The following is a 21971-nucleotide window of genomic DNA, read 5'->3' as shown; positions in this document are numbered from 1 at the left end:
GGATCAAGCGTTCTGCTTGTGCTGTTTTTCCAGCTTTTTCTTGATCCGGTCACGCTTGAGCGTAGACAGGTAGTCAACGAACAGCTTGCCGTTCAGGTGATCGCATTCGTGCTGGATGCACACGGCGAGCAAGCCTTCGGCGATGAGCTCATAAGGCTGGCCGTCGCGATCGAGCGCCTTGACCTTGACCTTCTGTGGGCGATCGACGTTCTCGTAGAAGCCGGGAACGGACAGGCAGCCTTCCTGGTACTGGTCCATCTCATCGGTCAGCGGTTCAAGCTCGGGGTTGATGAACACCCGCGGCTCGCTGCGATCTTCGGAGAGGTCCATGACCACGACGCGTTTGTGTACGTTAACCTGCGTCGCGGCAAGGCCGATGCCAGGCGCTTCGTACATGGTTTCAAACATGTCGTCGACCAACTGGCGAATACCGTCGTCCACGGCAACCACCGGCTTGGCGATGGTGCGCAGGCGCGAATCGGGAAATTCGAGAATGTTTAAAATGGCCATATACGTAAGAGCTGCACTTGTAAGGTAAAGTCGAATGGGGCTGCTAGGCTGTGGACGTCAAACGCAGGCAGCCTTGGCAAACCGAAGTCTCGCAAAATTCCATGTTTCACGCGAAGCCAACATGATAAAGGGATTCACCGCATGAGGAAATCACTACTCGCCCTGCTGCTGTTGGCCGCGACAGGCCTTGTTCAGGCGCAAGTACAGCTCAAGGAAGGTCATCCACAGAGCTACACCGTTGTCGCCGGTGACACACTTTGGGACATTTCCGGAAAATTCCTGAGCCAGCCGTGGAAATGGCCGCAGATCTGGAGGGCCAACCCACAGGTCCACGATCCGGACCTGATCTACCCCGGCGATACCCTCAACCTCATTTACGTTGATGGTCAGCCGCGCATCGTGGTCAATCGTGGTGAATCCCGCGGCACGATCAAATTGTCGCCGCGTGTGCGCAGCACGCCCATCGCCGAAGCCATCCCGACCATTCCGCTGGGGGCGATCAACGCTTTCCTGCTGAACAACCGGATCATGGACACCGCGGAGCAGTTCGAGGACGCGCCTTATATCGTGGCGGGTAACGGCGAGCGGGTGCTCAGCGGGGCGGGTGACCGCATCTATGCGCGGGGTTATTTCGACCCAAGCCACGTGTCGTACGGGATCTTCCGCAAAGGCAAGATCTACGTGGATCCGGACACCAACGAACCGCTGGGCGTGAACGCCGACGACATCGGCAGTGGTGATCTGGTGGCCAGCGAGGGTGACGTCGCGACCCTGCAGATGCAGCGTTCGACCCAGGAAGTGCGTCTGGGTGACCGTCTGTTCGTCAGTGAAGAGCGCGCGATCAACTCCAACTTCGTGCCCAGCGAGCCACAGCAGGAAGTGCGCGGCGTGATCATCGACGTGCCGCGTGGCGTGACCCAGATCGGTGAATTCGACGTGGTGACCCTCGATCGCGGTCGCCTCGACGGGCTGGCCGAGGGCAACGTCCTGGCGATCTACAAGACCGGCGAAACCGTTCGCGACCGGATCACTGGCGATCAGGTGAAAATTCCTGACGAGCGCTCCGGGATGCTGATGGTTTTCCGCACCTACAATCGCCTGAGCTATGCGATGGTCCTGCACGCTACCCGATCTTTGGCGGTCAATGACAAGGTGCGCAATCCGTAATCCTATGTATCAGGTCTGAATCACTTTTTTCCACCGGCATGCTTCACTTATCTAAGTGTTGTCAACAGACTTATCCACAGGCTTGCCCACTTCGCGAAGTGGGTCCTGGATCAAGGAAGCGTGCATGCCGATGTTTGAAAAAGACGGGCAGTCGCCTGCCGAACTGGAGGCGCGTCTGCGGCTCCATCGATTGCCCGGAATCACCCCCAAGCGTTTCAAGAACCTCATCGATGCCTTTGGCGGCGCCTCCGCAGCCCTGAGCGCGCCCGCTTCGGCCTGGCGCTCGCTGGGTCTTCCAGCGGCCAGCGCCGAGGCTCGCAGAAGCACCGGAATACGCGACGGCGCCAGCGCCGCATTGCGCTGGCTAGAGCATCCGGACCAGCATTTGCTGATGTGGGACGATGCGGACTACCCCGCCCTGCTCGCCGAAATTCCCGACCCGCCACCGCTGCTTTTCGTCGCTGGAAACCGCACCCTGCTCGACCGTCCGCAGTTGGGCATAGTTGGCAGCCGGCGTGCTTCCAGGCCTGGCCTGGACACTGCCACAGCCTTCTCACGCAGCCTGGCGAGCGCCGGATTTGTCGTGACCAGTGGCCTTGCCTTGGGCATCGACGGCGCCGCTCATAAGGGTGCGCTGGACGTAAAAGGCGGCACGATCGGAGTATTGGGAACAGGGATCGAAAATTTTTATCCACAGCGGCACCGCCAGTTGGCAGCGCGCATGTTGGCGGAAGGTGGCGCGGTGATTTCCGAGCTGCCCCTGGACGAACCACCCCACTCGACCAACTTCCCCAAACGCAACCGGATCATCAGCGGGCTGTCCCTGGGTGTGCTCGTGGTCGAGGCCAGCATGGCCAGTGGCTCGCTCATCACCGCACGGATGGCGGCAGAACAGGGGCGTGAGGTGTATGCGATTCCGGGATCGATCCATCATCCCGGTGCCAAGGGCTGCCACCAATTGATACGCGACGGAGCGGTGCTGGTGGAAACCGTCGAGCATATCCTCGAAGCCCTGCAGGGCTGGAAGAACCTGCCTGTGGATAACGGCCCACCTGCGCGCCGCGCCGAACCTGTTCATCCGCTGCTGGCCTTGCTGCATGCGGCGCCGCACTCCAGTGAGGCGCTCGCGTTGTCCAGCGGCTGGCCGTTGCCCAAGGTGCTGGCGGCATTGACCGAGCTTGAGCTGGACAGCAGCGTGGCTTGTGAAGCCGGACGATGGTTTGCCCGCGCGCCCTGAGGTTAAACTGCTGGCCAGCGTACATTCGGAGAGCGAACGATGGTCAGCAGTTGGCGTGTGCAACAAGCCGCACGAGAGATCCGGGCCGGAGCGGTCATTGCCTATCCAACCGAGGCGGTATGGGGACTGGGCTGCGACCCGTGGGACGTGGAGGCGGTCTACCGTCTGCTGGCGATCAAGTCGCGGCCTGTGGAAAAAGGCCTGATCCTGATCGCCGACAACATCCGGCAGTTCGACTTTCTGTTCGAGGATTTCCCGGAGCTGTGGATCGATCGCATGGCCAGTACCTGGCCGGGTCCGAACACCTGGCTGGTGCCGCATCAGGGCCTGCTGCCCGACTGGATCACCGGTGGGCGTGACACCGTGGCGTTGCGCGTGAGCGATCACCCGCTGGTGCGCGAACTGTGCGCGCTGACTGGCCCGCTGGTGTCCACGTCGGCCAACCCGACCGGACGCCCGGCGGCCAAGTCGCGGCTGCGCATCGAGCAGTACTTTCATGGTCAGCTGGACATGGTGCTGGGCGGGAGTCTGGGTGGGCGGCGCAATCCGAGCGTGATCCGCGATCTGGTCACCGCCGAGGTCGTGCGGGCGGGATAACGCGCCCTGTAGGAGCGCGCTTGCCCGCGACCGCGGTGTGTCTGTGACAAATTCACATCTGACGCACCGCCGTCGCGGGCAAGCGCGCTCCTACGTTGGTTATTACGGCACCAGGATCATCGACCCGGTCGTGCGGCGCGCCGACAACTCGGTGTGGGCCTTGCCCGCATCCTTGAGCGCGAAGGTCTGGATGTCGTCGACCTTGACCTTGCCGCTGCTGACCATCGCGAACACTTCATCGGCCATCGCCTGCAAGGCTTCCGGGGTGTTGGCGTAGGAGCCCAGCGTCGGGCGGGTGACGTAGAGCGAGCCTTTCTGCGCCAGCACGCCCAGGTTCACGCCCGATACCGCGCCCGAGGCGTTGCCGAAGCTGACCAGCAGGCCGCGCAGTTCCAGGCAGTCCAGCGAGGTTTCCCAAGTGTCCTTGCCCACGCCGTCGTAGACCACCGGCACTTTCTTGCCATCGGTCAATTCAAGCACGCGCTTGGCCACGTCTTCCTTGCTGTAGTCGATCACCGCCCAGGCGCCGTTGGCCTTGGCGTGAGCGGCCTTCTCGGGCGAACTGACGGTGCCGATCAGCTTCACGCCCACGGCATTGGCCCACTGGCAGGCAATCGAGCCCACGCCACCGGCCGCCGCGTGGAACAGAATGGTTTCTTCGGGACGGATTTCGTACGTCTGACGGAACAGGTACTGCACGGTCAGGCCCTTGAGCATGACGGCGGCGGCCTGTTCGAAAGTGATGTTGTCCGGCAGCTTGACCACGTTGGCCGCTGGGGTGCGATGCACCTCGGCATAGCTGCCCAGCGGGCCGGTGCCGTAGCCCACGCGGTCGCCGACCTTCACGTGGGTGACTTCTGCGCCGACCGCCTCGATCACGCCTGCGCCTTCGTTGCCCAGCCCCGAAGGGAAATTGGCAACCGGGTACAGGCCGGTACGGAAATAGGTTTCGATGAAATTGACGCCAATCGCTTTGTTGCGCACGAGTACTTCATTCGGCCCCGGGGTGCCTGGTTCGAAGTCGACATACTCGAGTACTTCAGGGCCGCCGTGAGCGCGGAACTGGATACGCTTTGCCATTTGCTTTCTCCGTCATGGATCGAAACTGCGTGGATCAACTATATGCGAAAGGGTTCTATCGGACTCCTTCGTTTGGTCTTCGTCAACTGCGGCGCGGGTCTGGCGGGTGATATGCTACGCGCCAATTTCGAGCCGCACGTTCCGACTGACGCTGCCCGCGCCAGCGAAGACGGCACTCAAAAACCCGTTTCAGGTTACTCAAGGTACTGCCATGTCCTTTCGCACCGATGCCGTCAAAGCCTACCTGCTCGATCTGCAAGACCGGATCTGCGCCGCTCTTGAGCACGAAGACGGCAAGGCCCGCTTCGTCGAAGACGCCTGGGAGCGTCCGGCCGGTGGCGGCGGGCGTACCCGTGTGATCGAGAACGGCGACGTCATCGAAAAAGGTGGGGTCAATTTCTCCCATGTATTCGGTTCGGGGCTGCCACCTTCAGCCAGCGCGCACCGTCCGGAACTGGCCGGGCGTGGCTTCGAGGCCCTGGGCGTGTCGCTGGTCATGCACCCGCACAATCCACATGTTCCGACCTCCCACGCCAACGTGCGTTTCTTCATCGCGGAAAAAGAAGGCGAAGAGCCGGTCTGGTGGTTCGGTGGCGGCTTTGACCTCACGCCCTACTACGGCGTCGAGGAAGACTGCATTCACTGGCACCGCGTGGCCGAGCAGGCCTGCGCGCCGTTCGGGGCGGATGTCTATCCGCGCTACAAGGCCTGGTGCGACCGCTATTTCCACATCAAGCATCGCAACGAGCCACGGGGCGTGGGCGGCCTGTTCTTCGATGACCTGAACGAGTGGGACTTCGACACCAGCTTCGCCTTCCTGCGCGCCATTGGTGACGCTTTCGTCGATGCGTACCTGCCCATCGTCCAGCGCCGCAAGGCCACGCCTTACACGGCGCAGCAGCGTGAATTCCAGGAATTCCGCCGTGGGCGTTATGTGGAATTCAACCTGGTATACGACCGCGGCACCCTGTTCGGCCTGCAATCGGGCGGGCGTACCGAGTCGATCCTCATGTCGCTGCCGCCCCAGGTGCGCTGGGGCTACGACTGGAAAGCGGAACCTGGCAGCGAGGAGGCTCGCCTGACTGACTATTTCCTGCAAGACCGCGACTGGCTGGCCGAGGACGCCCGATAATGACTGACCAATACGTAGTGTTCGGCAACCCCATCGCCCACAGCAAATCGCCGCTGATTCATGCGCTGTTCGCCGAGCAGACTGGCGAGTCGCTGAATTACCAGACGTCCCTGGCGCCGCTGGATGGCTTCACCGCCTTCGCCCGGCACTTCTTTGAAACCGGGCTTGGTGCCAATGTCACCGTGCCGTTCAAGGAAGAGGCCTATCGCATGGCCGACCAGTTGACCGAGCGCGGGCGTCGTGCCGGCGCGGTGAACACCCTCGCCCGTCAGCCCGACGGCACGTTGCTGGGCGACAACACCGATGGCGCTGGCCTGGTGCGGGACCTGAAGGTCAACCACGGCATCACCCTCAAGGACAAACGCATCCTGTTGCTGGGAGCTGGCGGCGCCGTGCGTGGCGCGCTGGAGCCATTGCTGGTCGAGGAGCCTCAGGCGTTGGTGGTGGCGAACCGTACGGTGGAAAAGGCCGAGAAGCTGGCGCAGGAATTCGCCGAGCTGGGGCCGATCCTGGCGGCCGGTTATGACTGGCTGGAAGAGCCGGTGGACATCATCATCAACGCGACGTCGGCGAGCCTGTCCGGTGAGTTGCCGCCGATTGCGCCGAGCCTGATCCAGCCTGGCGAAACCTTCTGCTACGACATGATGTACGCTAAGGAACCGACCGCATTCTGCCGCTGGGCCACGGAGCACAAGGCCGGGAAAGCGGTAGATGGGTTGGGGATGCTGGTTGAGCAGGCGGGCGAAGCGTTCTACCTGTGGCGCGGCGTGCGCCCGGATTCGAAGCCGGTGCTGGCCGAGTTGCGGCGGTTGATGGCCCAGAGCGCATAGTATCTGACCTGTAGGAGCGCGCTTGCCCGCGACAACATTGTGTCAGTCGACAGATTCGTCGCTGACCCAACCCAGTCGCGGGCAAGCGCGCTCCTACAAGGTGAGATCGCAGGCTGTTACAACTTAGCCTTCACCGCAGGCAGCGCATCCTTGTCATCAACAGTTTTCACCCCGTTGAGCCACTTCTCCAGCACGGCCGGGTTTTCCTTGATCCAGGCCTTGACCGCATCGGTGTTGCTGACCTTGTTGTCCACCACGTTCTTCATGATGGTGTTTTCCATGTCCTGGGTGAACGTCAGGTTGGAGAACAGCTTGGCGACGTTCGGGCAGGCGTCGGCGTAGCCCTTGCGGGTCACGGTGTAGACGCTGCCGGTGTCACCGAAGTATTTCTCGCCACCCTTGAGGTACTTCATCCCCTTGATCTGCACATTCATCGGGTGCGGCGTCCAGCCCAGGAACACCACGAAGTCCTTCTTCTTCACGTTGCGCTGCACTTCGGCCAGCATGGCCTGTTCGCTCGACTCGACCAGCTTCCAGTCACCCAGCTCGAACTCGTTCTTCTTGATGATCTCCTGAATCGATGCGTTGGCCGGAGCCCCCGAGCCGATGCCGTAGATCTTCTTGTGGAACTTGTCAGCGAACTTGTTCAGGTCGGCGAAGTTATGCACACCCGCGTCGTAGACGTAGTCAGGCACCGCGAGGGTGAACTCGGTGCCTTCCAGGTTCTTGGCGTATTGCGTCACATCGCCCGTGGCGATGAACTTGTCATAGAAGCCCTGCTGCGCAGGCATCCAGTTGCCCAGGAAAACGTCCATCTGACCGTCTTTGAGACCACCATAGGCAATCGGCACTGCCAGCGTATCGACCTTGGTCTTGTAACCCATGCCGTCGAGCAGAAAGCCCGCGGTGGCATTGGTTGCAGCGATATCGCTCCAACCCGGATCTGCCATCTTGACCGTACTGCAGCTTGCGTCAGCGGCGTATGCAACGACGCTGCTCAAGCTCATCACCGCAACCGCCAGCGTTGTGAACAACTTCTTCATGGTGTGCCCCTTTTTGGTTTTCTAGGTGGTGGCAGGGTTCAAGGTTGTGGATAACGGGCCTTGCGCTCCAGATCGTCGAGATCGATATGGTTGCGCATGTATTGCTGACTGGCGTCTACCAGCGGCTGGTGATCCCAACTCTTCAGCTTGCCGAGGGCCAGCGATTCGGCAACGAAACGCCGACGACGCTGGCTGGCGAGCACCTGGTGGTGTATCGCCTTGATGTCCCATTTGGCCCGTGCTTCTGCCAGGAACGCGTTGAACAGGTCGCGATGGGCCGAAGACTGGCTCAACTCTTCCTGTTCCTTCGGATCGTTGTACACGTCGTAGAGCAGACATGGGTCCTTTTCCGAATAGATGAATTTGTAGGCACCGCGACGGATCATCATCAGCGGGCTGTTGGTGCCTTCGGCCATGTACTCGCCGAACACTTCGTCGTGACCGCCCTCGCCTTGCAGGTGCGGCAGCAACGAACGGCCGTCCAGTGGCAGGCCGTTTTCCAGCCCGCCTTCAGCCAGGGCGACGAAAGTCGGCAGCAGGTCGGCGGTGGACACGGCAGCTTTCACGCGGCCAGCCTTGAACTGCCCCGGAGCGTAGACCAGCAGCGGCACGCGGGCAGACATTTCAAACCAGTGCATCTTGTACCAGAGGCCGCGCTCGCCAAGCATGTCACCGTGGTCGCCCGAGAACACGATGATGGTGTCTTCGGCAAGGCCCGTGTCTTCCAGGGTCTTCAGCAGTTTGCCGACATTGTCGTCGATGTAGCTGCACGCGCCGAAATACGCACGGCGGGCGTCGCGGATCTTGTGCTCGGGTAGCGGCTTGTCCCACAGGTCGTAGACCTTGAGCAGGCGCTGGGAGTGCGGGTCCTGATCGGCCTGGGCAGGTGGCGCAGGCGGCATCGGAATCTCGTCGTCGCTGTAGAGGTTCCAGTACTCCTTGGGGATGGTGTACGGGTCATGCGGATGGGTCATCGACACCGTCAGGCAGAACGGCTGGTCGCCGTCTTCGCGCACATGGTCGAACAGGTACTGCTGGGCCTTGAACACCACTTCTTCGTCGAAATCGAGCTGGTTGGTGCGCACGCACGGGCCTGCCTGCAGCACCGACGACATGTTGTGGTACCAGGTCGGGCGCACGTCCGGCTCGTCCCAGTTCACGGCCCAGCCGTAGTCGGCGGGGTAAATGTCGCTGGTCAGGCGCTCTTCGTAGCCGTGCAGTTGATCCGGGCCGCAGAAGTGCATCTTGCCCGACAGCGCGGTGCGGTAGCCCAGACGGCGCAGGTAGTGGGCGTAAGTCGGGACATCGGCAGGAAAATCGGCAGCGTTGTCGTAGGCGCCGATCTTGCTCGGCAACTGGCCGCTGACCAGGGTGAAACGCGACGGCGCGCACAGCGGGCTATTGCAATAAGCGGCGTCGAACACCACGCCTTCGGCGGCGAGGCGGCTCAAATTCGGCATCTTGATTGGAGATGAGGCGTAAATCGGCAACATCGGCGCGGCCATCTGATCGGCCATGATGAAAAGAATGTTCTTGCGCTTCATGTCTTCGCGGCATTCCATAGTGAATATTTATGCGAAATTGCTGTTCCAGAGAATGAGACCCATGGGATCAGCGGTAAAGCCCATAAAACGCAATGCCTAGGATAAGCCACGCTTATGTTTGAATCCCTCGGTGACATGTCGTTGGACCTGCTTCGCGGTTTTGAAGCCGCTGCCCGTTTGCGCAGTTTCACGGCTGCCGCCATCGAACTGGGCACCACCCAACCGGCCATTAGCCAGCAAATCAAAAGGTTAGAAGAACAACTGGCAACGCGCCTGTTCGATCGCATCTATCGCGGAATCGAACTGACCGACGCCGGGGAGATTCTGTTCAACCACGTGCAGGCCGGTCTGCAGTCGATGGATTCGGGGCTGAGCCTGATTACTGAGCAGCATCAGCACGAGGTACTGCAGGTCGCGACCGACTTCGCCTTTGCGGCGTACTGGCTGATGCCGCGCCTGCATCGCTTTCACAAGCAGAATCCCGATGTCGATGTGAGCCTGGTGACCAGTGAGCGCAGCCACAGCATGCTGCGCGCCGACATCGATGTTGCCGTGCTGTTCGGCGATGGGCGCTTCAAACAGGGGGAAAGCCACTGGTTGTTCAGCGAAGAAGTGTTCCCCGTGTGCAGCCCGCAACTGCTGGCGGGCCGCGCTTTGCCGATGCCCAACGAGGCGCTGCGCCATTATCCGTTGTTGCATTTGCGTGGCGAAGGCGGCAATAACTGGTTCGATTGGGCCGGGGTGTTCCGTGCGCTGAACATCGCCCAGGCGCCTGCACCCGGCCAGTTGCGGTTCGACAATTACACCCTGCTGATTCAGGCTGCCATCGGTGGGCAGGGCGTGGCCATTGGCTGGCGGCATCTGGTGGATGATTTGCTGGAGCAAGGCTTGTTGTGTCGGCCGGTCGAGAGTGCGGCGATTTCGGCGTATGGGTATTACATTGTTCTGCCACAGCGCAAACGCCGGGTGCAGATTGTTCAGCGGTTTGTCGACTGGTTAAAAAGTGAGCAGGCAGTTAGCGGAGATCTGTTGACCGGTAAGCCGATGCCGTCCATCGCGATCTAGCTTCTGGTTTTGTAGGAGCGCGCTTGCCCGCGACGGCGGTGTGTCTGTGACACGTCTACACCTGACAGACCGCTATCGTCCGAATGCGGCCCAGACCAAGCGCGCTCCTACAGGTTCATCGTCGATGACGATGAATGAATTCAAGATTGAGGGATTGAACATGTCACCCATTGAGGGCTACCACGCCCACGTTTACTTCGACGCCCAGACAATCGAGCAGGCCCGGGCCTTGTGCGAAACCGTTGCGGCGAAATTCGACATTCGCATGGGCCGTGTGCATGAGCGCCCTGTAGGACCGCATCCGGACTGGAGCTGCCAGTTGGCGTTTTCCCACGCGCAGTTCGCCGATGTGATGCTGTACCTGGCGCTGAATCGCAATGGGCTGGTGATCTTCATCCACCCTTCGACCGGTGATGATCTGGCCGACCACACCGAACATGCTATCTGGATGGGCGGGATCCGCGAGTTGAATGTGGGGATGTTCAGATAACGAAAGCCACTATGATCATGCCCACGCTCCGCGTGGGCATGCATCTGGCGACGCTCCGCGTCGCACCGGCCGCGAAGCGGCCTGAACGGCGTTCCCACGCAGAGCGTGGGAACGATCATTTAGGCGGCAGGCGGAAGGCGGCGGTCAGTTCAGCACACCCTCCAGAATCTCATACACAATCCCGCTGCCCACCGCGATCAGCACGATATCCGGGCCCAGGCGGCGCCATTCGTAGCCTTCGTAACGCGGCAGGTATTGCAGCGAGCGGTCGTCCAGACGGTGGCCGTAGCCCCTTGGCAGCGGGTGGCCCTTCACGATGTGCACACCGGGCGGCAACGGCTGGCCGCGACCGATGACTTCGCGATGCTCGGAGATCGTGCGGCGAACGTCGCCGAAATCTGAAGGAGGACGGCCGCCACGATGGTCGTCGCCGCGATTGTCCGGGCGGTGGTCGTCACGATGTTCATTGCCTCGCTGCTCTTGAGGACCACCTTGCGGGCCTCGGTCCTGGTGCTGTTGACCCTGGCCGTGGTCGTCGTGGCCGTCACGTTGATCCGGCGGCGCTGCGTGGACCAGCGCGCTGGCGCTGACCATCAACACACCCAACCCTGCGATCAAACGATTCGAGACTTTCATGTAGCGCGCTCCTGAGCAAATTCGAATCAGCAAAAAGGGGTTCAGAATCAGGTTCCGAACCCCTTTGCTGTACTACTTAGTCTGCTAACGAAGCTACAGATTCCTCTGTATCAGGAACTTTACCTTCAGGCTACACGGGCCTTACGTACGCCCTCGGACAAGTCCGAACACAACTTCAAAACGCCGCTAACCGCTTGCTCCGGCGACTGGGCATTGGCGATCTGGTCGATCAGCGCCGAACCCACCACCACACCGTCTGCGACGCGGGCAATGGCTGCTGCCTGATCCGGGGTGCGAATCCCGAAACCGACGCTGATCGGCAGGTCCGAGTGACGACGCAGACGCGCAACGGCTTCCTTGACGTGCTCGATGGTCGCCGAGCCTGCACCGGTCACGCCTGCAACCGACACGTAGTAAACGAAGCCGGAACTACCGTTGAGCACGGTCGGCAGGCGCTTGTCGTCGGTGGTCGGCGTGGTCAGGCGGATGAAGTCCAGACCCGCATCCTGCGCAGGGTCGCACAACTCGTTGTTGTGCTCTGGCGGCAGGTCGACCACGATCAGGCCATCGACGCCGGACTCATGGGCTTCGGCAATGAAGCGTTCGACGCCGTAGTTGTGGATCGGGTTGTAGTAGCCCATCAGCACCAGTGGCGTGTTGCTGTCTTCAGCGCGGAACTCACGAACCATTTGCAGGGTTTTCGCCAGGTTCTGCTTGGCGTCCAGCGCACGAATGTTCGCCAGCTGGATCGCCGGGCCGTCAGCCATCGGATCGGTGAAGGGCATGCCCAGCTCGATCACGTCGGCACCGGCTTTTGGCAGGCCCTTGAGGATTGCCAGCGAGGTGTCATAAGACGGGTCGCCTGCGGTGATGAAGGTCACCAGGGCGGCGCGGTTTTGTTCTTTCAGCTCGGCAAAGCGGGTTTGCAGGCGGCTCATCAGTGTTTCTCCTGCTGGGACAGATCCAGATGATGCATGACGGTTTGCATGTCCTTGTCACCGCGACCGGACAGGTTGACCACCATCAGGTGATCCTTAGGCAGCGTTGGTGCGCGCTTGAACACTTCGGCCAGGGCATGGGCACTTTCCAGCGCCGGGATGATGCCTTCCAGGCGGCAGCACTGGTGGAACGCAGCCAGTGCTTCGTCGTCGGTGATCGAGGTGTATTCGACGCGACCGATGTCATGCAACCAGGCGTGTTCAGGGCCGATGCCGGGGTAATCCAGGCCTGCGGAAATCGAGTGGGCGTCGATGATCTGGCCATCGTCGTCCTGCAGCAGGAAGGTGCGGTTGCCGTGCAGTACGCCCGGCACGCCGCCGTTCAGGCTGGCTGCGTGCTTTCCGGTCTCGATGCCGTGGCCGGCCGCTTCGACGCCGATGATGCGCACGGTGGTGTCGTCCAGGAACGGGTGGAACAGGCCCATGGCGTTGGAACCTCCGCCGATGCAGGCGACCAGGCTGTCCGGCAGGCGGCCTTCCTGTTCTTGCAGCTGCTCGCGGGTTTCCTTGCCGATCACGGCCTGGAAGTCGCGAACCATCGCAGGATACGGGTGCGGACCTGCAACGGTGCCGATCAGGTAGAAAGTGCTGTCGACGTTGGTCACCCAGTCACGCAGCGCCTCGTTCATCGCATCTTTCAGGGTGCCGGTGCCGGCCACGACCGGGATCACGGTGGCGCCCAGCAGCTTCATGCGGAACACGTTCGCCTGCTGGCGCTCGATGTCGGTGGTGCCCATGTAGATCACGCATTCCAGGCCGAAACGTGCAGCCACGGTGGCAGTCGCCACGCCGTGCATGCCCGCGCCGGTCTCGGCGATGATGCGTTTCTTGCCCATGCGCCGCGCCAGCAGGATCTGGCCGATGCAGTTGTTGATCTTGTGCGCGCCGGTGTGGTTCAGCTCTTCGCGCTTGAGGTAGATCTTGGCGCCGCCGCAGTGTTCGGTCAGGCGTTCTGCGAAATACAGCGGGCTTGGACGGCCCACGTAGTCGCGCTGGAAGTAGGCCAGTTCCTTGAGGAACGCAGGATCTTCCTTCGCCGCTTCGTATTCGCGGTTCAGGTCAAGGATCAGGGGCATCAGGGTTTCAGCGACGTAACGGCCGCCAAATGCACCGAACATGCCGCGATCGTCCGGGCCATTGCGATATTGGGTCTGAGTCTGGGACATGAGGAGCTCCAATTGACTAGTGCCGAGTGACAAATAAGGTGAGCCGTTGAGGCAGTGAACACACTGTAACCAGCGCGCAGGCCGGTGAAAACCGATAAGATCGCCACAACCTGTCAGGAAAACTCACAGATATCATGAGCCGCGACCTTCCCCCGCTGAACGCTCTGCGCGCCTTCGAAGCCACTGCCCGCCTGAACAGCGTCAGTCAGGCCGCCGGACAACTGCATGTCACCCACGGTGCGGTCAGCCGGCAGTTGAAGGCGCTGGAAGAACATTTGGGCGTGAGCCTGTTCAGCAAGGACGGGCGCGGCCTTAAACTCACAGATGCGGGTGTTCGTCTGCGCGATGCCAGCGGCGAGGCTTTCGACCGGTTGCGCAGCGTATGTGCCGAGTTAAGCCAGGGCAGCGCCGATGCGCCATTCGTGCTGGGTTGTTCGGGGAGCCTGTTGGCGCGCTGGTTCATCCCCAGGCTTGGGCGATTGAATGCAGACTTGCCGGATTTGCGCCTGCACCTGTCCGCCGGTGAAGGCGATCTCGATCCACGCCGCCCCGGTCTGGACGCATTGCTGGTGTTCGCAGAGCCACCCTGGCCTGCCGACATGCAGGTATTCGAGCTTGCCAGCGAGCGGATCGGCCCGGTCATGAGCCCCCGCTTTGCGCGCTTCGAGTCGCTGCGCGCGGCGCCTGCCACTGCGCTGTTGAACGAGCCGTTGCTGCAAACCATGTCGCGCTTGCAGGCTTGGCCTAGCTGGGCGAAACACAACGGTATCAATCCCGACGCGCTGCATTACGGCCAGGGTTTCGAGCATCTGTATTACTTGCTGGAGGCCGCTGTTTCAGGCCTTGGGATCGCCATCGCACCTGAGCAACTGGTGGCCGATGACCTGAAGGCAGGTCGCCTCGCTGCGCCATGGGGTTTCAGTGAAACCCCGGCGCAACTGGCGTTGTGGGTGCCTAAACGTGCGGCCGACGGGCGCGCCCGTCAATTGGCCCAGTGGCTGGGGCAAGAGCTGGCGCGTTCAGGCCCGGCGTAACGGGACCCTGCATGTTCCGGTCAGTTACCGCGCTTGCACAGCAAATACGCTGCCAGCAGACCGATTGCACCAACAGCCACACCGGCTGTAGTCCAAGGGTGTTCCTGGGCGTAATCACGGGTAGCCACGCCGGTTTCGCGGGTTTTCACTTTGACGTCTTCGTAGACATCGCTCAGCAGGCTGCGCGAATGGCTCAGCGCGCTTTCAGCGTTGGCTTTCAGAGTCTTCAGGGTTTTGCGCGACTCGTCCGAAGCGTCCGACTTCAAGCTCTCCAACGACTTGAGCAGACTTTCGATCTCGGCTTCCATGCTTTGCAGCGACGCTTTACGGGATGAGGTGAATGCCATGATTGTGACTCTCCTGCAGTGATGAGTGGCGTGTGAAGATTCCGACTACAGGGTTTTCAGAAAGTGCAGTGAAGGTTGGTCGCGGGTTTGCCCAAGGGTGATTTTTGTGAACTTTCCGGGCGTTTCTCCCGCCAGAGGTAGGGATTGAATTCGCTGCTACGCTGCAAAAGACCCTATTAGGAGAACTGCCATGTCCGATCATCGCACCTACAAAATCCTCGAACTGGTCGGCTCATCGACCACCAGCACCGACGACGCCATCCAGAACGCGATCGCCCAGGCCGCCAAGACGGTGAAGCTGCTGGAGTGGTTCGAAGTTATCGAGACCCGTGGCCACATCGAGGATGGCAAGGTGGCGCACTTCCAGGTGACCCTCAAAGTGGGCTTCCGCATCGATAACAGCTGAAAACACTGAACTTTCGAACTGGCCGAATGCCACAACCTTCACTATACATAACCCGCCGTTCGTGAATTCGGACGCGTGTTTCATGTATCGGGCCGCCCTTTTCGGGCGGCCTCTTTCGCTTGAAAAGCGCCTGACGATGGAGTGTGACCGATGAAGAAGATTCTTTTGGCGGTAGGGTTGTTGAGTATTGCGGGCACCACCATGGCAGCCGGGAAATCCTGCGATGACGTGAAGGCCGAGATCGACGCGAAGATCAAGGCCAAGGGCGTGTCGTCCTACACGTTGGAGGCGGTGGACAAAGGCAGCGCGGCGGGTGGGAAGGTTGTCGGCACCTGCGACGGCGGCAGCAAGGAGATTGTCTACAAGCGCGGCTGATTTCGGCCCGTTGTACAAAAAAACCGACGCATCAGGCGTCGGTTTTTTATGAGTCATACTCGGGCTTCGGATGAACTGCATCCGCGTATCACCCCCGAGTTCATCTTCAGGATCAGTCTTTTCTGGTGTTCGTTTCACCGGCTGCCAGATTTCTCACCGCCTTGTCGAAATCGCTTTCAAACAGCCGGTCCTGCACGATTCTGTATTTCTCGAATTCGCTTTCTGCATGCGTCTGGGCAAGCTTTGCGGAAACCTTGCCGCTGTTTTGAAGCACTTCCCTTTCATCGAACTGCAGGAAGGCATCAAGGCGCTTGGACCAGTCTTCCATGCTCATGGGAATCTTGCGGCGAGCGCGGTCCTCCGCCAATTCCAGATAGGCGTTGACGATACGCCCTAAAGACTCCAACTCGTCCTGACTCAGGTAGTTCTTGGCCACGGCCACATCTGTTTTCAGGATCTTGCCTTCAGGTGCGCTCGCCCAGGAAGTCAGGCCCATGTGCGGCTTGTGGCTGTCGGCTCGCTCGTGGATCAACTCAGCCGCAGTATGGCCGTGAATGGCGTAATGCAGCTTGTTCTGCACCTTGGCGAAGAATGCCTTGGTGGTCGGTGCGTCCCTGTTGTAATCCACGCTGGTGGCGTAGATGTCGGTGATCTTCTGGTAAAAACGCCGCTCGCTGAGACGGATCTCGCGGATTTCTGCCAGCAGCCGCTCGAAGTAGTCCTCGCCCAGGAAACTGCCGTTTTCCATGCGTTGACGATCAAGCACATAGCCCTTGATGGCGAACTCACTCAGGATGCCCGTCGCCCACTGACGGAATTGTGTGGCACGTATGGAGTTAACCCGATAGCCGACGGAAATAATGGCGTCGAGGTTGTAGAAGTCTACCGTCCTAGACACCTCCCGCTGGCCCTCCAGCTGAACTATCCGGAATTTCCGGATAGTTGCCTCAGGCGCAAGCTCATGGCTGGCAAAGATGTTTTTCAGGTGCTCGCTGACGGTCCGCACATCCACCCCGAACAGCTCTGCCATAAGCTTCTGCGATAGCCAGAGGGTTTCGTCCTCGTAGCGCGCTTCGATGCTCTGCTCCCCGGCCTGGCCGGTGAAGATCAGAAATTCGGCCGTGCTGTTACGGATTAATGTGCGTTTGCCGTTCATGGCGCATTCCCTCGCAAACTGGGCAGGTTCCACATGGCAACAGCGCTTGGGTCGGCTGCCGCCTTCGCCGCGCACTATACATGTCAGCGCAGTCGCACTTCCTCCCCACTTCGTAACGGCAATCAGCCCCTGGCGACTTGCGCCAGGATTTCATACGAACGCAGCCGGTCGGCGTGTTCGTACATGTCGCAGGTGAAGATCAGCTCATCGGCGTCGGTCTGCTCAAGCAGCACCTCCAGCTTGGCGCGGATCTTCTCGGGGCCGCCGACCATCGCAAGGCCCAGGAAATCCATCACCGCCTCGCGCTCGTGGGGCAGCCACAGGCCGTTCATGCTGTCCACGGGCGGCTTCTGCATCAGGCTCTGGCCACGCATCAGGTTGAGGATGCGCTGGTACACCGAAGTCACCAGGTAGTCGGCCTGCTCGTCGGTATCGGCGGCCGCCAGCGGCACGCCCAGCATCACGTAAGGCTTGTCCAGCACCTCGGAAGGCTGGAAGTGATTGCGATAGACGCGAATCGCCTCGTGCATGTAGCGCGGCGCGAAATGCGATGCGAAGGCGTAGGGCAAACCGCGCTGGCCGGCCAGTTGCGCGCTGAACAGGCTCGAACCCAACAGCCATATCGGCACGTTGGTATTGCTGCCAGGCACGGCGATCACCCGTTGATGCGGCTGGCGCGGGCCCAGATAGCTCATCAGCTCCGCGACGTCGTCCGGGAAGTCATCGGCGCTGCCGGAGCGTTCGCGGCGCAAGGCGCGGGCGGTCATCTGGTCGGAGCCAGGCGCACGGCCCAGGCCCAGGTCGATGCGACCGGGAAACAGGCTTGCCAGGGTGCCGAACTGTTCGGCGATGACCAGCGGCGCATGGTTGGGCAGCATCACACCGCCGGAGCCTACGCGGATGCTCGAAGTCCCGCCCGCCAAGTACGCCAGCAACACGGACGTCGCGGAGCTGGCGATGCCGTCCATGTTGTGGTGTTCGGCGACCCAGAAGCGGTTGTAACCCCATTTCTCGGCGTGTTGCGCCAGATCCAGCGAGTTGTGCAGGGAGACGGCCGGGCCTTTGTCCTCGCGCACCGGGACCAGATCGAGCATGGAAATCTTCACATCAGCTAAACGTTTCATAGGCTGCGGTTGATCCTCTTGGGGCCGGGCCCTGCGCCGAAAAAATGGCTGGCGCGAAAGCGATACCCACATTAAGACTAAATATTTGCGTTAAGCCATAGGATAAGGCCGGATTCTCAGGTTGCAATGGGTAGCGAGAAAATCCCTACTGATTTGGTCGGAAATATGCCTGGTCATTCAGGAAAAACCTTTCGTTAAAAAAGCACAGGCGTCACAACGGTTGAACCAAGTGGCGCCTACACTCCTCTGACTTTTGTCCATGTGCGAGCCCTTCGCACCTATTTCACGAGGAGACACCATGAGCATCGTCAAGAAAGCATCCGCCCACTGGGAAGGTGATCTGAAGTCAGGCATCGGCAGCATCTCCACTGAAACCGGCGTGCTGCGTGAAGCGCCTTACGGCTTCAAGGCCCGTTTCGAGGGCGGCAAGGGCACCAACCCTGAAGAACTGATCGGCGCGGCGCACGCAGGCTGCTTCTCGATGGCACTGTCGATGATCCTCGGTGGCGAAAACCTGAAGGCCGACAGCATCGACACCACTGCCGACGTTACCCTGGACCAGGTCGATGGCGGCTTCGCGATCACCGCGGTTCACCTGACCCTCAAGGCCAAGGTACCGGGCGCGACCCAGGAGCAGTTCGAGCGCCTGACCCAAGCCGCAAAAGAAGGCTGCCCGGTCTCCAAGGTGCTGAACGCCAAGATCACCCTGGACGCCACACTGGTCAGCTGATAACTGCCCTGTCGCAACCTCGATGGCCCGCGATTGCGGGTCATTGTCGTTATGGGACCGGTAGAACCGGCCGGGCACGGCAAGGTCTGATGCAATGCCGCTGCGCAGCGCACGGCTTTAGGAGCCCCACATGAAACGCATTGTGTTAACCCTGATCGTCAGCGCCTTGACCACCAGTGCCTTCGCCGCGCCCAAGCCCTGCGAAGAACTCAAGGCCGAGATCGAAGCCAAGATCCAGGCGCAGAACGTCAGTTCCTACACCCTCGAGATCGTCAGCAACGAAGAGGTTCACGATCAGAATATGGTCGTGGGGTCGTGCGAAAACGGCACCAAAAAAATCATCTACCAGAAGAATGATCGGTAACCTGCAAACCCTGAGCTAGGGAATGCAGAAGATCTCACCCTCTTCGGCCAGCACCTTGCGCTGTTCGTCACGCAGTTGCGCGTCGATGCTGTTGGCGACGTGGCGCACATCCAGGCGATAACGATGGCCCGCTTCGAAATGGTCGTAGTTGACCGTGACGTAGCAGGTCAGCTCGTTATAGATGTCCATCGACAGCCCCAGGCCGCCGGGTGCGTATTCATAGTCATAACGCACTTCGAGCTTGTGTTTGCCCGGCGATACCTGAAAGAAGCGGCCGTCTTCGGTGCGCTTGCCGTCGAGCTTGTCGGCCATCAGCGTCTTGCCGGTGTAGGTGTGCAGATCGACCCAGGCTTGTTGCGGGTCAACGGCGGGGAGCGGCCCTGCACAGCCAGCCAGAAGGCTCAGGGCGATGATCGACAGGGGCAGGCGCATGACAGACTCCGCATTAGGCAGATGACGGGGATGGTTGCGTCAGGGGCCGGGTCTGCGGCATAACGCTGGGGCTTTAAACCCCTCATGTATTTCGACGGTAAGGCCGCCGCATGATTCGAAACAAAAAGCAGTGGCTGCTGCGCGGCCTGTCCATGCTGGCGATTTTACTCCTCAGCGGCTGTTCCAGTCTTTCCTATTACACGCAATTGGCCGAAGGCCAGTTGGACCTGCTGCGCGCCCGTGAACCTGTGGCAGATGTGATTGCCGACCCCCAGCGCGACCCCAAACTGCGCGAGCACCTGCGCAAGGCGCAACAGGCCCGTGAGTTCGCGAGCCAGCACCTGCGTCTGCCGGACAACCAGAGTTACCGGCTGTACGCCGACATCCACCGCCAGTATGTGGTCTGGAACGTCTTCGCCACGGGAGAGTTCTCGCTGGACCCGGTCACCCACTGTTTCCCCATTGCCGGCTGCGTGGCGTATCGCGGCTATTACAGCCCGGGCGCGGCGCGGGGCGAGGCGGCGTTGCAGAAGCTCGATGGCAAGGATGTCTACGTCAGTGGCGTGGAGGCCTATTCGACGCTGGGCTGGTTCGATGATCCGATCATCAGCTCGATGATGAACTGGGGCGACGAGCGGCTGGCGACGCTGATCTTCCACGAGCTGGCGCACCAGCGCTTCTACGTGCAGGACGACAGCGAGTTCAACGAGTCCTATGCCACCTTCGTCGAGCAGGAAGGCACACGGCAATGGCGCGCTGCCCGGGGCCTGCCGGCTGAAGGCGCGTCATCCGAAAGCCAGCGCAGGGATCAACTGACCACACTGGTGCTCGCCACGCGGGACCGGCTCAAGGCGCTGTACGCCGAGCCACTGAGCCCGGAAGTGATGCGCCAGCGCAAGGCCGCTGAATTCGAGCGGCTGCGCAGCGAATACCGGACGATGCGCGACAGCCAATGGGGTGGCGACAAGCGCTTTGACAACTGGGTCTACGCGCCGATGAACAACGCCCGGCTACTGCCCATCGGCCTTTATGACCAATGGACGCCCGCGTTCGCGGCGCTGTTCAAGGAGGTTGGCGGCGACTGGCCTGCATTTTTCGCAGCCGTGGAGAAGATGGGCGCTTTGCCCAAGGATCAGCGCAAGGCGGCGTTGGAGCGGCTAATTTCCTCGTAGCAGCACGGCTTGCCGGCGGGAGCGGTGTGTCAGACGATGAACGCGTTACAGACACACCGCGGTCGCGGGCAAGCGCGCTCCTACAAATGTCCTCAGGGCTTGAGGAACGCCTCACGCAGTGCCTTCACCGACTCGAAATGATAGGTCGGCGCCTCGGCTTCCAGCTCCTCGCGGCTGCCAAACCCGTACCCTACCGCCGCCACATCCAGCCCGTTGCGCTTGCCGCCGATCAGGTCATGTTTGCGGTCGCCGATCATCAGCGTCTGCTTGGGATCGAGCTTTTCCTCGTCCAGCAGATGCCGGATCAGCTCGACCTTGTCGGTCCGCGTACCGTCCAGTTCACTGCCGTAGATCAGCTTGAAATGCCGGGCGAAGTCGAAATGCCGGGCGATTTCGTGGGCGAACACCCAAGGCTTGGAGGTCGCGATGAACAGCGTGCGGCCTTGATCGGACAGCAGGTCGAGCAGCTCGAAAATGCCGTCGAACACCAGGTTTTCGTACAGCCCGGTGACCTTGAAACGCTCGCGGTAGAAACCCACCGCCTCCCAGGCACGGGCTTCGTCGAAGTCATAGGCGCGCATGAACTGTTGCAACAGCGGCGGCCCGATGAAGTGCTCAAGCTGGGTGATGTCGGGTTCGTCGATGCCCAGCTTGCTCAGGGCGAACTGGATCGAGCGGGTGATGCCTTCGCGAGGATCGGTCAGGGTGCCGTCCAGGTCGAACAGGATATTCTGGTAATGCATGTCGTCTCTCGTTTGCGGCCGGGGATCAGCAGGGCTTGTCGAAGCCTTCGGCCAGGTGCTGATCTTTCAATTTCACGTAATTGGTGGCGCTGTAGGGGAAGAAGGCAATTTCCTTCTCGGTCAGCGGACGCGCCTGTTTCACCGGGCGGCCAACGTACAGAAAGCCGCTTTCCAGGCGCTTGCCCGGCGGCACCAGGCTGCCGGCGCCGATGATGACTTCGTCCTCGACCACGGCGCCGTCCATGATCGTGCTGCCCATGCCGATCAGGATGCGGCTGCCGATGGTGCAGCCGTGCAGCATGACCTTGTGGCCGATGGTCACCTCATCGCCGATCAGCAGCGGGAAGCCGTCCGGGTTGAACGGGCCTGCGTGGGTGATGTGCAACACGCTGCCGTCCTGCACGCTGGTGCGCGCGCCGATACGGATGCGGTGCATGTCGCCGCGAATCACCGTCAGCGGCCAGACGGAGCTGTCGGCGCCGATTTCGACATCACCGATAACAATTGCCGAATGGTCGACGAAAGCCCGCTCGCCAAGGGCCGGCGTGTGATTCTGGAATTTTCGGATCGCCACAATAGGCTCCTTCTCTGAT

Annotated in this window: 26 protein-coding genes; 13 read left to right on the top strand and 13 right to left on the bottom strand. The window is 61.0% G+C overall.

Annotated features, from left to right (window positions below; genetic code table 11):
• Positions 1-3 precede the first annotated feature (3 nt).
• Entirely contained in the window at positions 4-510 is a 507-nt protein-coding gene (gene def / locus ACIPO9_RS25120) for a peptide deformylase (RefSeq protein WP_400784098.1), read from the bottom strand.
• A gap of 141 nt (positions 511-651) precedes the next feature.
• On the opposite strand from def, the gene ACIPO9_RS25115 reads away from it, so the two are divergent.
• From ACIPO9_RS25115 to ACIPO9_RS25105, 3 genes are all read left to right on the top strand, one after another.
• Complete coding sequence (locus tag ACIPO9_RS25115; RefSeq protein WP_400784097.1) at positions 652-1677, top strand: LysM peptidoglycan-binding domain-containing protein; 1026 nt, start codon at positions 652-654, stop codon at positions 1675-1677.
• A gap of 124 nt (positions 1678-1801) precedes the next feature.
• Positions 1802-2914, top strand: coding sequence for a DNA-processing protein DprA (gene dprA, locus ACIPO9_RS25110; protein WP_400784095.1), 1113 nt, complete (start codon positions 1802-1804; stop codon positions 2912-2914).
• Positions 2915-2953: 39 nt separating this feature from the next.
• Positions 2954-3511: an L-threonylcarbamoyladenylate synthase gene (locus tag ACIPO9_RS25105; protein ID WP_274132064.1), complete on the top strand. Its 558-nt coding sequence runs from the start codon at positions 2954-2956 to the stop codon at positions 3509-3511.
• A gap of 102 nt (positions 3512-3613) precedes the next feature.
• Here the strand turns inward: ACIPO9_RS25105 and ACIPO9_RS25100 are convergent, their stop codons facing one another.
• On the bottom strand, positions 3614-4591 hold the full coding sequence (locus ACIPO9_RS25100; RefSeq protein WP_400610547.1) for an NADPH:quinone reductase: 978 nt from the start codon (positions 4589-4591) through the stop codon (positions 3614-3616).
• A gap of 211 nt (positions 4592-4802) precedes the next feature.
• Between ACIPO9_RS25100 and hemF the strand changes: the two genes are divergently transcribed.
• Complete coding sequence (gene hemF / locus ACIPO9_RS25095) at positions 4803-5723, top strand: oxygen-dependent coproporphyrinogen oxidase (RefSeq protein WP_274132062.1); 921 nt, start codon at positions 4803-4805, stop codon at positions 5721-5723.
• On the top strand, positions 5723-6553 hold the full coding sequence (aroE, locus tag ACIPO9_RS25090) for a shikimate dehydrogenase (RefSeq protein ID WP_400784093.1): 831 nt from the start codon (positions 5723-5725) through the stop codon (positions 6551-6553). The genes hemF and aroE overlap by 1 nt, the downstream gene beginning before the upstream one ends.
• A gap of 116 nt (positions 6554-6669) precedes the next feature.
• Here aroE and choX read toward each other — a convergent pair whose 3' ends face one another.
• Positions 6670-7596, bottom strand: coding sequence for a choline ABC transporter substrate-binding protein (gene choX, locus ACIPO9_RS25085; protein ID WP_400610541.1), 927 nt, complete (start codon positions 7594-7596; stop codon positions 6670-6672).
• Between the two features lie 38 nt (positions 7597-7634).
• Complete coding sequence (gene betC / locus ACIPO9_RS25080; RefSeq protein ID WP_400610539.1) at positions 7635-9140, bottom strand: choline-sulfatase; 1506 nt, start codon at positions 9138-9140, stop codon at positions 7635-7637.
• 114 nt (positions 9141-9254) lie between these two features.
• Between betC and ACIPO9_RS25075 the strand changes: the two genes are divergently transcribed.
• On the top strand, positions 9255-10205 hold the full coding sequence (locus tag ACIPO9_RS25075) for a choline sulfate utilization transcriptional regulator (RefSeq protein WP_400784091.1): 951 nt from the start codon (positions 9255-9257) through the stop codon (positions 10203-10205).
• Positions 10206-10365: 160 nt separating this feature from the next.
• Positions 10366-10695: a DOPA 4,5-dioxygenase family protein gene (locus ACIPO9_RS25070; RefSeq protein WP_274132057.1), complete on the top strand. Its 330-nt coding sequence runs from the start codon at positions 10366-10368 to the stop codon at positions 10693-10695.
• 144 nt (positions 10696-10839) lie between these two features.
• Here ACIPO9_RS25070 and ACIPO9_RS25065 read toward each other — a convergent pair whose 3' ends face one another.
• The 3 genes from ACIPO9_RS25065 to trpB form a co-directional block, all read right to left on the bottom strand.
• On the bottom strand, positions 10840-11331 hold the full coding sequence (locus ACIPO9_RS25065) for an anti-virulence regulator CigR family protein (RefSeq protein WP_400784089.1): 492 nt from the start codon (positions 11329-11331) through the stop codon (positions 10840-10842).
• Between the two features lie 125 nt (positions 11332-11456).
• Positions 11457-12269: a tryptophan synthase subunit alpha gene (trpA, locus tag ACIPO9_RS25060; protein WP_400784088.1), complete on the bottom strand. Its 813-nt coding sequence runs from the start codon at positions 12267-12269 to the stop codon at positions 11457-11459.
• Entirely contained in the window at positions 12269-13495 is a 1227-nt protein-coding gene (gene trpB / locus ACIPO9_RS25055) for a tryptophan synthase subunit beta (protein ID WP_274132051.1), read from the bottom strand. The genes trpA and trpB overlap by 1 nt, the downstream gene beginning before the upstream one ends.
• A gap of 134 nt (positions 13496-13629) precedes the next feature.
• Here trpB and ACIPO9_RS25050 point away from each other — a divergent pair, with 134 nt between their 5' ends.
• The gene (locus tag ACIPO9_RS25050) at positions 13630-14529 is read left to right on the top strand and encodes a LysR family transcriptional regulator (protein WP_400784087.1); all 900 of its coding nucleotides are present in this window, start codon (positions 13630-13632) and stop codon (positions 14527-14529) included.
• Positions 14530-14549: 20 nt separating this feature from the next.
• Here ACIPO9_RS25050 and ACIPO9_RS25045 read toward each other — a convergent pair whose 3' ends face one another.
• Entirely contained in the window at positions 14550-14876 is a 327-nt protein-coding gene (locus tag ACIPO9_RS25045) for a YqjD family protein (RefSeq protein WP_120128247.1), read from the bottom strand.
• Positions 14877-15066: 190 nt separating this feature from the next.
• Here ACIPO9_RS25045 and ACIPO9_RS25040 point away from each other — a divergent pair, with 190 nt between their 5' ends.
• Positions 15067-15282 (top strand): dodecin, encoded by a 216-nt coding sequence (locus tag ACIPO9_RS25040; RefSeq protein ID WP_274132047.1) that lies wholly within the window; start codon positions 15067-15069, stop codon positions 15280-15282.
• Between the two features lie 150 nt (positions 15283-15432).
• The gene (locus ACIPO9_RS25035; protein ID WP_400610527.1) at positions 15433-15657 is read left to right on the top strand and encodes a DUF1161 domain-containing protein; all 225 of its coding nucleotides are present in this window, start codon (positions 15433-15435) and stop codon (positions 15655-15657) included.
• Positions 15658-15769: 112 nt separating this feature from the next.
• On the opposite strand, the gene ACIPO9_RS25030 is transcribed toward ACIPO9_RS25035, so the two are convergent.
• On the bottom strand, positions 15770-16813 hold the full coding sequence (locus tag ACIPO9_RS25030; RefSeq protein WP_400784085.1) for a virulence RhuM family protein: 1044 nt from the start codon (positions 16811-16813) through the stop codon (positions 15770-15772).
• A 122-nt stretch (positions 16814-16935) separates the two neighbouring features.
• Positions 16936-17937 (bottom strand): LLM class flavin-dependent oxidoreductase, encoded by a 1002-nt coding sequence (locus ACIPO9_RS25025; RefSeq protein ID WP_274132045.1) that lies wholly within the window; start codon positions 17935-17937, stop codon positions 16936-16938.
• A 298-nt stretch (positions 17938-18235) separates the two neighbouring features.
• Between ACIPO9_RS25025 and ACIPO9_RS25020 the strand changes: the two genes are divergently transcribed.
• Positions 18236-18667 carry an OsmC family protein gene (locus ACIPO9_RS25020; RefSeq protein WP_274132044.1) on the top strand — a complete coding sequence of 144 codons (432 nt, stop codon included), beginning with the start codon at positions 18236-18238 and terminating at the stop codon, positions 18665-18667.
• Between the two features lie 130 nt (positions 18668-18797).
• Entirely contained in the window at positions 18798-19031 is a 234-nt protein-coding gene (locus ACIPO9_RS25015) for a DUF1161 domain-containing protein (RefSeq protein WP_400610524.1), read from the top strand.
• A gap of 15 nt (positions 19032-19046) precedes the next feature.
• On the opposite strand, the gene ACIPO9_RS25010 is transcribed toward ACIPO9_RS25015, so the two are convergent.
• Positions 19047-19463 carry a hypothetical protein gene (locus ACIPO9_RS25010; protein ID WP_274132042.1) on the bottom strand — a complete coding sequence of 139 codons (417 nt, stop codon included), beginning with the start codon at positions 19461-19463 and terminating at the stop codon, positions 19047-19049.
• A 110-nt stretch (positions 19464-19573) separates the two neighbouring features.
• On the opposite strand from ACIPO9_RS25010, the gene ACIPO9_RS25005 reads away from it, so the two are divergent.
• Entirely contained in the window at positions 19574-20635 is a 1062-nt protein-coding gene (locus ACIPO9_RS25005; protein ID WP_400784083.1) for an aminopeptidase, read from the top strand.
• Positions 20636-20727: 92 nt separating this feature from the next.
• On the opposite strand, the gene ACIPO9_RS25000 is transcribed toward ACIPO9_RS25005, so the two are convergent.
• Positions 20728-21378 carry an HAD family hydrolase gene (locus tag ACIPO9_RS25000; protein ID WP_400610521.1) on the bottom strand — a complete coding sequence of 217 codons (651 nt, stop codon included), beginning with the start codon at positions 21376-21378 and terminating at the stop codon, positions 20728-20730.
• 25 nt (positions 21379-21403) lie between these two features.
• Entirely contained in the window at positions 21404-21952 is a 549-nt protein-coding gene (locus tag ACIPO9_RS24995; RefSeq protein ID WP_400610519.1) for a gamma carbonic anhydrase family protein, read from the bottom strand.
• Positions 21953-21971 lie beyond the last annotated feature (19 nt).

It is taken from the genome of Pseudomonas sp. NPDC090203, assembly GCF_044746765.1.
Classification (GTDB): domain Bacteria; phylum Pseudomonadota; class Gammaproteobacteria; order Pseudomonadales; family Pseudomonadaceae; genus Aquipseudomonas; species Aquipseudomonas putida_AD.
This window is presented reverse-complemented; position numbering and strand designations above follow the sequence as displayed.